Source organism: Streptomyces siamensis (assembly GCF_039543605.1).
Taxonomy (GTDB): Bacteria; Actinomycetota; Actinomycetes; order Streptomycetales; family Streptomycetaceae; genus Streptomyces; species Streptomyces siamensis.
In genome coordinates this window covers 57,436-69,690 of the sequence record NZ_BAABKB010000040.1, presented here as the reverse complement: position 1 = coordinate 69,690, position 12,255 = coordinate 57,436, and the positions used below count along the sequence as shown (strand labels likewise).

The window sequence follows — 12,255 nt, the reverse complement described above, 5'->3', positions numbered from 1 at the left end:
CCGTCGCCGAGCTTCGAGGCGGCGATCGACCAAAGGGTGTCGCCCTTGCGGACCGTGTAGTTCACGGTGGGCTTGAGGCGGTCGCGGACCTGGCCGCGCAGCCAGTCCATGCCGAAGCCGCGCGGGTCGACCTTGCCGGGCTGCCATTCCAGGTGGCCGATGACCGAGCGTTCGGTCCACTTGTGGTGGCGGCAGATTGCGGCCGACACGCGCTCGATGGCTTCCAGCTGCGCCGCGGGCCACGGGTCTTTCCCGTCGCCGAGGTTCTCGCACTCGAAGCCGTAGAAGTGCCGGTTGCCATCCGTCGACGCCTCGTTGTCGGCGGGGAGCGCGGTCTCGGCGATGACGGCGCGCAGGACGTCGTCGTCTCCCAGGCCGGCGTGGTTGGCGCGGCCGTAGCCGACGAGGTGCACGACGCCCTTCTTGTCGATGACGCCGTGGCACAGCGGGCCGGGCAGGTCGGCGCGTCCGTCACGGCAGAGCTTCACCGTGGCTGCGGTGCCACGGGTGACGGTGTGGTGGATCATCACGCCGTAGACGGGGCCCCAGGGTCCCTTGTGGTTGCGGTTGTGGTGCTCCCAGTCGCCGACCTCGACGACGGTGACGCCCTCGGCGCGCAGCAGCGCGGCGAACGTGGACGCGGCGGGTGGTGTCGCCATGAATGCTCCAGGCATGAGAAACGCCCCGGCCGGGCGGCTCGGGGCGGTATGGGAAGGGGGGGGTGGTCAGACGGCCGTGATGTCCCAGGCCTTGGCTGTGACGCCAGCACTGGACGCAGCGCGGCCGAGGTACAGGGACATGGGCCCGCGGTGCGTGCTGTCCGTCGCGGTGGCGACAGCGGTACCGAGCTCGGGAACCGTGACCCGTACCTGCGTCGGGGTGACGGTGACGCGGAGCGTGTACGTCGTGTCGGCGGCCACCGTCCCGCCGGCCGCGACGCTCGTCAGGAGAGCGGACGTCCGGGGCGCCGCGTCGTCGCGGTACACGGCGAGGTTCCCGCCGCCGGTGAACTGGCAGGTGTAGCCGTCATGCACGACGCTGGTGGACTTCAGTGCCGCGTCCGCGTCATCGAGCGCCAGGTGCAGGCCCACCCACGGGCGTGAGGTCGCCGCCGACAGCGAGAACTTGGCCTCCACCGTGAACGTGCCGGCGTCGACGGGGGCGAGCTCGCCGAGCAGCAGCACCTGAGTGCCGGACGTCCAGTCGAAGTGCAGGACGCCACCGGACAGCAGGGCGGGGCGGGGCGCGGTCCCGGAGGGTACGTAGCCGTTGCCCCAGCCTGCGGCGAGGCTGTCGGAGGTGCGCGCGGGGGCGCGGCCGGTGACGTATCCAGGGTGGTCGGTGACGATGCCGCGGCAGCCGAGGCCGAGCAGGCGGTCGCGCTGGCAGCGCCGGGTGACGGTGTGGGCCCATGCGCCGAGCGGCGGGGCAGCGGCGACGGCCTGCCGTATCAGGGTGTCGCTGGCGGCCTGGTCGACGTCGAGGACGTCGGCGCCCGCTGCGACGAGGGCGGGGAAGTCGTCGCCTGTCATCTGCGCGGCAGAACGCCACAGGTGGGCGCGGCAGCCTGCGGACCGGACAGCGGCCACGGTCTCGACGTCGTTGGTGTTGATGAGCACGGACTCGGCGAGGCTGCGGTCCAGGATGAGCCGCGCGAGCTCGTCGACGCCGTCCGGGTTCTTCGCTTCCACCGTCATGACGCGGCGCCCGCCGAACGCGTCGAGGGCCTGCTCGACGGTCGGCGCGGGCAGGCTCGGGTACCCGGAGGCGAACCAGTAGGACGGGTTGCAGCGCAGGGCCTGCCACTGCGCGATCCCGTATCCGGTCACGGGGCCGCTCGCGCTGGTGGTGCGGTCGACGGTGGAGTCGTGCATGAGCACGGGGGTGCCGTCGCCGAGGACTTGGGTGTCCAGGTCGAGGACCTCCGCCCAGCGGGCGCCCGCGCGCAGGGCTTCGAGCGTGTTCTCTGGGGCCTCCCCGGCGCCGCCGCGGTGCGCGGAGTAGAAGACGTCCGGCAGATCGTTGAAGGTCAGCACAGGGCCTCTCACGGCATCTCGGGCTGGGGCTCCAGCAGGGTGGCGGTAAGGATCTCCATGGGCTGCCCGCACAGGCCGCACTCGACTTGCGGGGTGCCGCCATTGGAGTACAGCGGGTTGACCTCGAACTCGCGGCCCGCGTTCTCGCAGGCCTCGTTGTTGTCCCGGGCGGTCGCTGCGTACCACTTGGCCGGCTCGAACGTCACGCTCACGTGCCTACCGCCATCCAGTACACGGTTGTCAGAGTCGTGTTGGTCCTGGTCAACCAGACGGTGAGCCCGGTGGACGTGAGGTTTGTGACGCCGACGCCGGTCACCTGGCTGCCGGGCACGCTGCTGTTGGCGGTGGCCTGCGCGTAGAAGCTGTTGCCCTTCAGGTTCAGCCCGGTCACATTGACGCTGGTCGGCGTGTTCACGGCCGAGGGGGTGATGTTCACCGACCCGAACGCCATGTTCCTGCTCAACAGGATGCCGTTGACGTCGAGGTTGGCCTGTCCGGACTGGGCGCCCGTGACGTACACCCACGGGATGCTGCCGGCGAACGTGCTTTCCAGGACGATGCGGGCAGGCTTGTCGGAGGCGCCGAGCGCCCCGGACGACAAGATCAGGTCGACGTACTGGGTGGAGTCGGTGTCGTATGTGACAGCGGCCGGAAGCGCCACCAGCCCGTTCTGTACGGGGCGAAAGGAGAGTTCTCCACTCCCCAGATAGGCGGACATGTTGTAGGGGGACTGGAGGCCGCGGGTCCACAGGCCACCGCCGCCACTAGCTTCCGGCCCGAGCTCGGCGAGCAGGGTTTCGCCGTCGTCGCCGTAGACCTGGAGAGACTGACTCTCCTGGCGGAGCTCCAAGCGGGCGCCATCGGGTGCGGTGCGCACGGTACCGACGGTCGCCGAGGTGAGACGGCGGGCCGCGCGGAGCTCGGTCACCTGCCGTTCCAGGGCCTGGATACGGCGCACCAGGCTAGTGGCGTCCGTGGGCAGCTGGTCGACCTGTCGGGGCATTCAGCCCTCCTCTACCAGGATCGGGCGGACGCGGTTCGCGGACGGCTCCAGCTCCCATGCCCAGCAGCGGGCGACGAGCTCGGCGCCGGCCGGGTGGCGGGGGGAGTGGTCGACGCTCAGGCGGATGGTGTCGCCGAGCGTCCAGTCTCTGCCGAGGCGCGGGGACTCGGAGGCCACTCCCTGCACCGTCCAGACCTGTGCGCCCTGCGCCATCAGGTCGCCCGTCTTGGCGGCATGCTTGGCCAGTTGGTCCGGGTCGGTGACCCCGGTCGCGGGCGTGAACCGGTACTCCCACAATGCCCAGCCGTTTGCGATGAGCGCGGTGGCCGTGCGGGGGCTGGAGGTGAGCCGCGAGGACCCCTCACCCTCACCGCGGGCGAGGACGCGGGTGGCACCCTTGCCCTGCTCATAGGACTCGCTGAGCGTGTACTCGGCGACGCTGCCCGGGTAGTCGAACACGGCCTCCGGGCTGGTGGCCTGAGTGCCCACCGCCGAGCGGACCCTGAGCGGGAACACGAACCCGGAATGCCCACTGTTCCAGGCGACGTCGATGGTCCACTCGGGGCCGCCCTCCAGGCTCATGACCTCCTGGAGACAGGACAGGATGGTCCGGTCGTCGCCGTCGTCGGTCAGGTAGTCCATGGTCACGCCGGTGGACACGGCGTCGATGACGATAGGCGGCCCCGAGCTGAGTGCGGGCGTGACGAGGGCGGATACGACGGCGGCCTGGTCCATGCCGACGAGGGACTGAGTGCCTGGGTAGCGGGCATCGAGGTAGCACTCAAGGGTGGCCGCCCCGATCTGCACGGTGGTGGAGCTGCCGCCGTCCCGGGGCAGGACGGCGCCCGCCCACAGAGGGATATCAGTGGCCTGGTCGACGGCCACGACCATGCTCCGCCCCGGGGCGGTGGCCGCCTCCCAGTCGATGGAGGCGCCCGCGAGGGCGAGGTCGAACTGAAGGGTGGTCGTGGCACCCAACTTCCGGCCGAGGGCGCCGGTGGGCTTGAGGACAGGGAGGTCCTCGACGATCGCGCCGGTCCGCAGGTCGCAGCCGTACCAGGCGAGCTCGTAGGGAGCGCCCATCAGGTTGCCGACTCGTAGGTTCCGGTGATCCGGATTTGCGTCCCGTTTGCCATGGCCTCAGGGCTGTTGGACTGCCAGAAAGCGGCCTTGCTGTTGCCGCCCGATGTGGGGAAGAACGCGCTGGTGGTGTTCACGCCCGGCGAGATGACGGTCTGCCCGAGCCACCGGTCGGTGCCGAGCAGATGCGCTTGCATGATGTAGCTGGCGCCCACGTTGGCCGAGCTGAACGGCAAGGAGAAGTTGTAGTTCCCGCTGCCGTAGGTGGTCGTCGACCCGGTGATGAGGTTGATGTGGACGGTGACCTGCCGTCCGACCTTCTGGTAGCGGCCGACGATCGTGCCGTTGCCAAGGGAAGGGTTCGTGGTCGATGCCGTCCACGCCGGCGTGTAGGCGGTCCAGCCCGCAGGCACCTTGAAGTACGTGTCCCAGCTGGAGCCGTTGTAGCGCAGCAGGTTGGTGCCGTCGTCGTAGTACTGGCCGACGTAGGGCGACGGGGGCGCGCTCGACTGCAAGGGCAGGATGCCGCCCGGGGCGACCGTGTACGGCATGACCGCCTGGGACACCGTGGGCGAGCCGCCACCGGACGGAGGAACCGTGATCGTGGCGAGCGGGATGTAGATCTGCGTTCCGGCCGGCGTCGGCGCAACCGGGCTGGACGCCGCGGTGCCCGCGAGGTACACGGCGTCCGCCTGGTTGAGGCCGGACGCGTCCACCGAGTTACACCAGACGCGCAGGTACACCAGGTCGATGCGCGAGAGCGTCGCGTGCGCCGCGGTGAGCGTGAGCGTGCTCGACGACGTCATGGGGGCCCGGAAGACGCCCTCACCAGCGAAGTACACGGCAGCGATGCCGGACCCCACGGTGATGGTGGATCCGACGATGCTCACGTTGAAGCCGCCGGCGCCGGGGACGACGCCGCTCCTGGCGCCGAGCGCGTTGCCGTTGTGCATGGTCAGCAGGGAGTCGATACGCCGCAGCCGGTAGCCGTCCAGGGCGAGGCCGTCGATCCAGGACACATTGGTGGCGGTCACGGGTGGTCTCCTCTCACATCCATGCGGAACGCCACGAGGCGGTCAGCGTGGCCGAGCTGTTGTAGAAGCGGGCGCGGAACTGGAACGAGACCTGCGATTGCGCCGGGATGGTGGGCCAGCCCGTCGGGGTGACGAGGTAGCGGCGCCTGCTCACCACGCCGTTGAGGACGCAGGTCTTGGCGTCGGTGTCGATGACGAGGCTGTCGCCCGAGACCAGGACGTCGGTGTAGTTGAGGAACACGACCGAGCCGTCGGGCATCTGTGTGAGCACCTGCGGGCTGTCCGCCGGCCCGGTGATGGTGAACACGGCCCGCGTCTCGAACGTGCCCTCGTTCTCGGCATCAATCTCGCCGGACACGGTGACCGCAGTACTGGTCAGCGGCGGAGTCACGGGCGGTGCCAGGCCTCCCGTGGTGCTTGGCAGGCCCGTGACGTCCGACTGAAGGGCGGTGCTGTAGCGGCGAGGGTCGGCGGCCGTCACCATCACGCTGTAGGTCGCCGTCGTGTCTGTCACGTACTGCACCAGGGGCTTTCCCGAGCGCCTCACGGTGGCCTGCTTGGGTACGGTCTCCCACACGGTCAGCACCGTGTCCGCGAGGCCAGCGGCCATCCTGAGCCGTTCCATGGCGCCGTCCAGGAGATCCCGGGACGCGGCGACGATCGTGCCGCCCAGGGTGATCGGCCGTGCCCCGAGGTAGACCGGGCCGGCCCATGACCCGTGGTCGCCCTCCCGGTCCGTGAACTCCCCTCGGGACTCTGGGCTGTCCCAGCCCTCCAGGGTCTGGAGGTACCAGGCGGTGCCGTCGGCGTCGACCCGCCCGAGGTCGACGCCGCCCAGGCTTGCCCTGAGGCCGTCCAGGGCGGCGCCCGGGATGGATGGCATGGGGAACTCCTCTCAGGCCGAGAACGCGATGACGCGGGCGATGTCGTGGGCCTGCTCGATGGCCGACTGTTTGGCGCCGTACAGGTTCACGGTGATCTGCTTGGACACCTCCCGGGCAATCGCGGCCGACGACGCCCTGCCACCGCCGTACCGGCCGGCGGGCACGAGTTGGTAGCCCATGCCCGCCGCGGTCTTGGCCAGCAGCGCCGCGGACCGGGCCGAGCCGTTCCACGGGATCCACGACTCACGGACGCCTGCCTCGGCGCCGAGGACCATGGTGGGCCGGGAGAGGATGCCTCCGGTTGCCATGGCCTTGCCGCCCTGCGCGACCCACTGGCGCACGAACGTGTCTTTGTTCGCGGCGGGCAGGGCGCCGATCTGCTTGGTCATCTTGGGGACCAGGGCGCGGATGGTGGCAACGTCCAGGCCCGCGGCGATGAGGTCGGAGAAGCCCCTCCCGGGCCCGCCGCGCAGGGTGGACAGCAGGGTCAGGCTCGCGGCGAGCTCGTCGCCGGTGAGCACGTTCTGTGCGCTGCCGACGCTCTTGTTCGCCGCGGCGGCCTTCTTGGTGGAGCCTGCCGCCTCGTGCGCCAGCGCCTGCGCGGACGCGTCGCCCTGCGCGGCCAGCGCCTGCGCGAGGTCGCCGAACCCGTTGGCCGCCAACTTCTGGAGGTCGGCCGCGAACTGCTGCGACTCCTTGGTGCTGGAGCCGAGCTGCTTGGTGAAGTCCGCGAGCGTCGCTTTCGCCAGCTCGCCAGTCTTCTGGAGCTTGGTCGTGATGGACTTGAACTGCTTGTCTGAGGCGCCCGCCAGGGCGTTGACGAGGGAGTAGCCTTCCTCGCCCATCCCCTCAAGCATGGTCTGGAGTTCCTTGCCGCCGCGGCGGCCGATCTTCTCCAGGCTCTTGCGCCACTTCTCCGTGTCGTGGACCGACTCGTTGAGCTGGGTCTCATAGGCCTTGAGGCTGAACGCCTTGGGCGGCTTGGCGCCCTTCTTGAGCCCGAGCTCCTTGTCGGCCGCGTAGACGTCGGCGCGTTCCTTCTTGACCTTGCTGTCGGCCGAGCGCTTCGCAGCCTTGGCCTTGTCGCGGCGCTCCTCAGCGGACCGCAGCTGTGCCGCGGTGTGGTGGCCGTGCCGCACCTTGCTGAGGTTCTTCTCCGCGGCCTTGAGGTTGTCGGCCGCTTTTTTCTGGTCCTTCAGTGCCTTGTTGAGGTCGTCCCAGGCCTTCTTGAGGTCCTCAATCTCCTGGTCGTACCTGCTCTTGGCGTCCGTTGGGCCGCCAAGGACGGCCTGGCCGGTCGGCGTGTACGTGAACCCGGGGATACCGCCAGAGGCCAGGCCGCCAGAGGCAAAGCCAGGAATCCGGTTGGCGTTGATCGCGGTCAGCAGCGGCAGGTACCGCTTGGTGCTGGCCGCGTTCACCACGAACTCCGTGTCCGACACCCGGGCAACGGCGCCGCTGGCCATGATGGCGAGGATGTCGTCGGACGTCCCGGTGCCTGGCCCGCTCAGCAGACCGTCCGGGCCGAACTGCACACCGCCGCCGCCCGCGTAGCCGCGGATACGGCCGCCGCGGGCGTAATCCCGCTTGGCCACGGTCACGCCGCCCTGCACGCTCGTGAACTTGGTGACCTTGTTCGTGGTCACCGTCACGCTCTTGTTGTGCAGCGCCGCGATGGCTCGGGCCAGGGCCCGGACGTCGCCCACCGCCGTGCCGGTCGGCGCGGTGACGGACAGTTTCTTGCCCTTGGTGGTCTTGATCTTGTACCCGAGGTCCTCAAGAGCCTTGCGCGCATCCTTGGTGAGCGCGTCCACCGTGACGGTCTTCCCCTTGGTGGACTTGAGCTTGCCTTTCACCTTTTCGAGGTCGCTGATAGCGCCCTTGGTGTCGGCCTTGACGTCGGTCGACACGGCGGGAGGCAAGTTCAGGTAGGCCGCCGCGAGCTTGTCCACTGCGTCCTTGGAGAATCCCCGCGCCCGCATGTCCTTCTTGAGCAGCGCAATGTCCTTCTCCAGGACCGCTTGCCCTGCTTCCTGGCTGCCCTTCTGGTCGGCGACCGCCTGCGCGTGCTCCATGGCGGCCTTGGCCGCGTCGAGGAATGCCGACTTGACCTTTCGGCCCTTGTCGGTGGAGACGTCGAGCGAGTGGCCGTTCTCCTTCACGGCTTCGTTCAGGTCGGCGAGGCTCTGCCGGAAACTGATCTCTCCCTCGGCCGCGTTGATGGCGACGCCGTTTAGGGTCTTGAGGGCGTCCGACAGTTTCTCGGCCTCGGACCGCTGGTCCTGGAGCTCATCGGCGGTGATACCCGCTTCCTCGCCCAACTTGGCCTGTGCGTCTGCGGACAGCTTCGTCTGGGTGTCCGCGGCCGTGAGGGCCTCCGCGTACCCGGGGAGCAGGGTGCGCAGCTTTTCGGTGCTGGTGCCCTGCGCCTCGGCCTCCTTGGCCATCTTGCTGAAGGCCTGCGCTGCGACGTCCGGGGCGCCGCCCTCAACGAGGCCCTTGAGCGCCTCATCAACCGACTTGATCTTGTCGCGGGCCTCTTCGAGGTGGTGGTCGTCCGCACCGACGTGGGTGATGGTGTACAGGGAGTCGCCCACACGGTCCAGGACGCCCGGGTGCGCGACTCGGGCGACCGCCTCGCCGAAACCGTCGAGGTCCTTGCCGAACGCCTTGGTGAGCTCGCCCGCAGCCTTACCGGTCTTGGCGAAATTCAGCATGGAATTCGCCATCTTGGTGACGTTCGGCGGCGCCTCATCAAAGCGCGACATGAGCTTGTCGACGCCCCACGTCACAGCCGAGAGGCCTGCCACGACGACGCCGAGGCGCGCCATGCTCATCAGGGCGAACCGAGTGCGCGCAGCCGTGACACCCATACCGACCAGCGCCGTGCGCGTCGCAGCGATGCGCGGGATCAACAGCAGCATGCCGGCCCCAGCGAGCGTGACCGCTCCACCGATCCCCATGAAGCCAGTAACGGCTCGCTGTAGCCCAGGCGGCAGGTTGCTGTACGCGTTGACCAGGCCGGTGATCCACTGGGTCATCGTGCGGAGCGTGCCGTTCGCCGCCGATCCGCCCTCGATGAGGGCGACCTCGATGGCGCCGCGCAGCCGCTCCAGGTCGCCGACCAGGTTGTCGGTCTGGATCGACGCCATGCGGCCGGCCGCGCCCTGGTCGTTTACCGACTTCACGTACTTGTCGATGCCCTGCGAGCCGAGCTCATAGAGGATCGTCGCGGAGCGGACCGCGTCCGCGCCAAAGATCGTGGCCATGGCCGAGTTGCGGGCCTCGGGCGTGAGCTTCGAGAACGAGGTCTTCATCCGCCCGGCGAGCTCGCTGAGCCCGACGAACTTGCCCTGTGAGTCGTAGGCCGAGAACCCGATGGCGTCCATGGCGGCCTTGGCCTCGTCGGACTGCGGGACAAGACGTTGGAGCATCACCTTGAGCGAGGTACCGGCGTCCGAGCCGATAAGGGCGTGGTCAGCAAATGCGCTGAGCGTGCCCACGGTGTCTTCGAGGGACAGGCCCGTTTGGTGGGCGAGCAGGCCGCCCATCCGCAGCGACATGCCCAGGCCGTGCACGTCGGACGCGGACTTGTTGGCGCTGGCGGAGAGAACGTCGGCGATGTGGACTACGTCCTTGCCCGCCAACCCGAATGTGTTCATCGTCTGCGCGGCGACGGTCGCCGACTCGGACAGGTCGAGTTGCCCGGAAGCGGCCAGAGCAAGGCTGCCCTTGAGAGCGCCGCCGGTGATGTTCGCGACCGAGACGCCGGCGCGGGCGAGCTCCGCCTCGGCGTCGGCGGCCTCCGTCGCCGTGTACGAGGTCGTCTTGCCCGCTTCCAGCGCCGCGGCCCGCAGCTTGGCCATTTCCGCGCTGGACGCCCCGGTGACCGCCCGCACGTTGCTGAGGGCTTTGTCGAACTTGGCGGCCGACGCGGCGGCCACCGCGAACCCGGTGAGCATCGCCGTGCCGACCGCGGCGCCCGCCCCAGCGAGCCGGGAGGTGTCGCGGGCGGCCGTGCGCATGCCGCGCGTGTAGCTGCTGATATCGGCGCGCAGCCGCACAGTGACGGTACGGGTGGCCACAGTTCACCTCCGGTCGCGTTCGACGTGCACATGCAGGCCGTCGGTGTCGCCCTTGTTGTCCTGGTGGACCCGCACCCTCTTGGCGGAGATGGCACAGGCGTGGCACCTCACGAGATGCGCCGTGTAGGCGCCCTCGCTGTCCGGGTCGGTGGCCTCGCCCCAGGGCTGCTTGCAGTCAGGACAGGAGTCCGCCTCGACGTCGGCCAGGGCGAGCGCCCAATAGCGGTCCTCGTCCAGCCACAGCGGCTCGCCCTCGGCGACCACGCGCCCGAGGAACACGGACCGCGGCACGCCCCACGCTCGCGCCGTCTCTACTTCTCGCCGATGAGGGAGGCCAGGAGCGCGGAGGCGGCCAGCGAGAAAGGGACGATGTCCGAGGCGTTGTGGACGTCCCACGCTGCATCGAACAGCTTTTTGATCTCGCCCTCGTTGATGACCTCGAAGAGCTGGGCGACCTGCTCCACGGTCATTGCGGGCTGGACGCACGAGGCGGCGACCAGCGCCCGCGGGAAGGACTCGGAGTTGAAGGCCTCGTTGTCGTTCTCGGCGGGGTGCGCGGCCATCAGGTCGGAGTACGCCCGGTCGCCGATGTACCGGAAGGTGAACGGCTCCTCGGCCTCCCTCACCTGCGCGTGCACTGTCTTGAGCTGCTCGGCGAGCGCGCGGCCCGGGTGGACGGCCGTGAGGTCCTCGGGCTCCCAGTCCTCGGAGACGCGGGACAGTTCGTCCTGGAGGCGTTCAGCCTCGCCCGCGAGGTCGCCGGCGAGGCAGACCATGACGGTCTTCTCGCGCGGACGGGCGCGGGCGAGGATGTCCTCGAAGCTGCCGCCCATCAGGCAACCGTCGCGGCGGTGGCGGGCGCCGAGGTGACCTTCATCGGGCTGACGAACTTCATGACCTCGTTGCCGGCCGGGGCGACGTTCTGGGGCTCGCCGCATACGGTCGGGTAGATCTCGCACTTCTGGGACGTCGCCCAGGCGGTCGTGTAGGCCACGCCACGGCGAATGGCGAGGTAGCCGCTCACGCCGTACCTGAGGGTCGTGTACGGCAGGTCCTCGGCGCCGGTCGTGCCGCGCTTGAAGGTGAGCTCGTTGTCGTAGCCGATGCGGCCGACGGTCTTGGTGTCGAACGTCGACGCGAGCGAGGACGTGTCGACGTCCGCGGTGGACGGGTCCACCTTGAGGCCGTCGGGGGTGATGCGCGGCGTGAAGTCCTGGCCGGCGTTGAGTTCGGCGACGGTCGGCGCGTTGATGTTCGCGATGCTCGGGACCCAGTACACCCGAGTCATTCCGTCATTGATCAGGTCAGACATGAGCCCTCCTCAGGGCATGAAAAAAGCCCCAGGCGGGGCAGGGCGGATGATGGCGGGCGGGGTCAGATGACGAGGCTGGCCACGGTGACGCTGGTCGTCGACGAGTAGGTGATCGACGCACTCACGCCGTCCGCGGGCGACGCGAACAGGTCCGGGGTGATGGGACCGATCATCTTGTCGCCGGTGGTCGCCGGGACGGTCACGACCAGGTCCGTGACGGCCTGGCCACGCGTCTTCGCCGTCGCGCTGATCGTGACCGTCATGGACGAGCCGGCCGTGTTCTTCACGTGCAGGAAGGAACGCTCGCCGCACGTCACCGTGGTGGACGCGGCGGCAGCCGAGTAGGTCGGGGTCAGGCCGCTCAGGGCGACGGCCTGCTGTGCGAGCAGAGGCATGGGGAACTCCTGTCAGGCGGGTAGGGACTTGATCCGGTATTGCACCGGTACGAAGTAGCTCGGTGGGTTGGTGTCGTCGTCGCGCTGCACCGGAGGCCCGCCCAAGTCCTCTGGCCGCCACGCCGTCCGGCCCTCCACAACGAGGGGCGCGGACAGTGCCTGCCGGACCTTGTCGGCCACCCACAGGGCACGCTCCGCCGAGCCGCCCACACAGGTCACCTGAACCGTGGTCTGGAAGTCGGCGCGGGTGTCCGCGAGGGAGTCCCGCACCGCTTCCCCAGGCTCGGGGTAGAGCACCGCGTACAGGTCGGGCGGAACCCAGCCGGACGCGGTAGGGGCGCCGCCCAGGTACACCACCAGGCCGACGCCCTCAAGCGCGTCCTGGACCGCGTCGACGTGCGGCAGGACTGTCGGTGCGCTCATCGC

The 12,255-nt window shown here is 69.4% G+C and carries 12 protein-coding genes and 1 pseudogene; all 13 read right to left on the bottom strand.

What is annotated here, in order from left to right; translation table 11 throughout:
* Nucleotides 1-71: 71 nt before the first annotated feature.
* Nucleotides 72-659, bottom strand: a pseudogene (locus ABEB03_RS37635) (N-acetylmuramoyl-L-alanine amidase); the annotation flags it as partial.
* A 66-nt stretch (nt 660-725) separates the two neighbouring features.
* A complete protein-coding gene (locus ABEB03_RS37630; protein WP_345657432.1) occupies nt 726-2,036 on the bottom strand; it encodes a glycerophosphodiester phosphodiesterase in 1,311 nt (436 codons plus the stop codon).
* A gap of 8 nt (nt 2,037-2,044) precedes the next feature.
* On the bottom strand, nt 2,045-2,242 hold the full coding sequence (locus tag ABEB03_RS37625) for a hypothetical protein (protein ID WP_345657431.1): 198 nt from the start codon (nt 2,240-2,242) through the stop codon (nt 2,045-2,047).
* A gap of 2 nt (nt 2,243-2,244) precedes the next feature.
* Entirely contained in the window at nt 2,245-3,039 is a 795-nt protein-coding gene (locus ABEB03_RS37620; RefSeq protein ID WP_345657430.1) for a hypothetical protein, read from the bottom strand.
* Entirely contained in the window at nt 3,040-4,122 is a 1,083-nt protein-coding gene (locus tag ABEB03_RS37615; RefSeq protein WP_345657428.1) for a hypothetical protein, read from the bottom strand.
* The gene (locus tag ABEB03_RS37610) at nt 4,122-5,153 is read right to left on the bottom strand and encodes a hypothetical protein (RefSeq protein ID WP_345657427.1); all 1,032 of its coding nucleotides are present in this window, start codon (nt 5,151-5,153) and stop codon (nt 4,122-4,124) included. The genes ABEB03_RS37615 and ABEB03_RS37610 overlap by 1 nt, the downstream gene beginning before the upstream one ends.
* A 13-nt stretch (nt 5,154-5,166) precedes the next feature.
* On the bottom strand, nt 5,167-6,036 hold the full coding sequence (locus ABEB03_RS37605; RefSeq protein WP_345657426.1) for a phage distal tail protein: 870 nt from the start codon (nt 6,034-6,036) through the stop codon (nt 5,167-5,169).
* 12 nt (nt 6,037-6,048) lie between these two features.
* Nucleotides 6,049-10,122: a phage tail tape measure protein gene (locus ABEB03_RS37600; protein ID WP_345657425.1), complete on the bottom strand. Its 4,074-nt coding sequence runs from the start codon at nt 10,120-10,122 to the stop codon at nt 6,049-6,051.
* A gap of 3 nt (nt 10,123-10,125) precedes the next feature.
* Nucleotides 10,126-10,413, bottom strand: a complete 288-nt coding sequence (locus ABEB03_RS37595; RefSeq protein WP_345657423.1) for a hypothetical protein — start codon at nt 10,411-10,413, stop codon at nt 10,126-10,128.
* A 20-nt stretch (nt 10,414-10,433) separates the two neighbouring features.
* Nucleotides 10,434-10,955 (bottom strand): hypothetical protein, encoded by a 522-nt coding sequence (locus tag ABEB03_RS37590; protein ID WP_345657422.1) that lies wholly within the window; start codon nt 10,953-10,955, stop codon nt 10,434-10,436.
* Nucleotides 10,955-11,434, bottom strand: a complete 480-nt coding sequence (locus tag ABEB03_RS37585) for a phage tail tube protein (protein ID WP_345657421.1) — start codon at nt 11,432-11,434, stop codon at nt 10,955-10,957. The genes ABEB03_RS37590 and ABEB03_RS37585 overlap by 1 nt, the downstream gene beginning before the upstream one ends.
* A gap of 62 nt (nt 11,435-11,496) precedes the next feature.
* Nucleotides 11,497-11,829 (bottom strand): hypothetical protein, encoded by a 333-nt coding sequence (locus ABEB03_RS37580; RefSeq protein ID WP_345657420.1) that lies wholly within the window; start codon nt 11,827-11,829, stop codon nt 11,497-11,499.
* Nucleotides 11,830-11,841: 12 nt separating this feature from the next.
* Nucleotides 11,842-12,252 carry a hypothetical protein gene (locus tag ABEB03_RS37575; RefSeq protein WP_345657419.1) on the bottom strand — a complete coding sequence of 137 codons (411 nt, stop codon included), beginning with the start codon at nt 12,250-12,252 and terminating at the stop codon, nt 11,842-11,844.
* Between the last annotated feature and the right edge of the window lie 3 nt (nt 12,253-12,255).

Coding starts and splice junctions, on each gene's coding strand:
- ABEB03_RS37590 (WP_345657422.1), bottom strand. CDS start 10,955: ATGGGCGGCAGCTTCGAGGACATCCTCGCCCGCGCCCGTCCGCGCGAG.
- ABEB03_RS37620 (WP_345657430.1), bottom strand. CDS start 3,039: ATGCCCCGACAGGTCGACCAGCTGCCCACGGACGCCACTAGCCTGGTG.
- ABEB03_RS37585 (WP_345657421.1), bottom strand. CDS start 11,434: ATGTCTGACCTGATCAATGACGGAATGACTCGGGTGTACTGGGTCCCG.
- ABEB03_RS37575 (WP_345657419.1), bottom strand. CDS start 12,252: ATGAGCGCACCGACAGTCCTGCCGCACGTCGACGCGGTCCAGGACGCG.
- ABEB03_RS37580 (WP_345657420.1), bottom strand. CDS start 11,829: ATGCCTCTGCTCGCACAGCAGGCCGTCGCCCTGAGCGGCCTGACCCCG.
- ABEB03_RS37615 (WP_345657428.1), bottom strand. CDS start 4,122: ATGGGCGCTCCCTACGAGCTCGCCTGGTACGGCTGCGACCTGCGGACC.
- ABEB03_RS37605 (WP_345657426.1), bottom strand. CDS start 6,036: ATGCCATCCATCCCGGGCGCCGCCCTGGACGGCCTCAGGGCAAGCCTG.